Annotated in this window: 2 tRNA genes and 1 rRNA gene; all 3 read right to left on the bottom strand. The window is 43.7% G+C overall.

Annotation, left to right across the window (positions count from 1 at the left end):
• Positions 1 to 59, bottom strand: a tRNA-Ala gene (locus A8C32_RS05170).
• Positions 60 to 141: 82 nt separating this feature from the next.
• Positions 142 to 215: transfer RNA gene (locus tag A8C32_RS05165), tRNA-Ile, on the bottom strand.
• Between the two features lie 87 nt (positions 216 to 302).
• Positions 303 to 428: ribosomal RNA gene (locus A8C32_RS05160) — 16S ribosomal RNA — on the bottom strand; the annotation flags it as partial.

Below are 428 nucleotides of genomic sequence, written 5' to 3'. Positions count from 1 at the left end.
TATCGGAGTCGAACCGATGACCTCCTGCGTGCAAGGCAGGCGCTCTAGCCAGCTGAGCTAATCCCCCATTGTAATTCTTCGTTTAGAATCCTTAATGTGAATTTAGAATTCTCAGTTCTAGAATTTCCTCTTTTTTTTTAGTAGTCTCAGGCAGACTCGAACTGCCGACCTCTACATTATCAGTGTAGCGCTCTAACCAGCTGAGCTATGAGACTCTACTATTTTATATTCTTAAATTAACAGCTGCGAGAATAAACTATTTATTATTATAGTTATAATACTTCTTAATTGTCTTTCTCTAGAAAGGAGGTGTTCCAGCCGCACCTTCCGGTACGGCTACCTTGTTACGACTTAGCCCTAGTTACCGATTTTACCCTAGGCCGCTCCTCTCGGTGACGGACTTCAGGCACTCCCAGCTTCCATGGCTT

It is taken from the genome of Flavivirga aquatica (assembly GCF_001747085.1).
GTDB classification, from domain to species: Bacteria; Bacteroidota; Bacteroidia; order Flavobacteriales; family Flavobacteriaceae; genus Algibacter_C; species Algibacter_C aquatica.
This window is presented reverse-complemented; position numbering and strand designations above follow the sequence as displayed.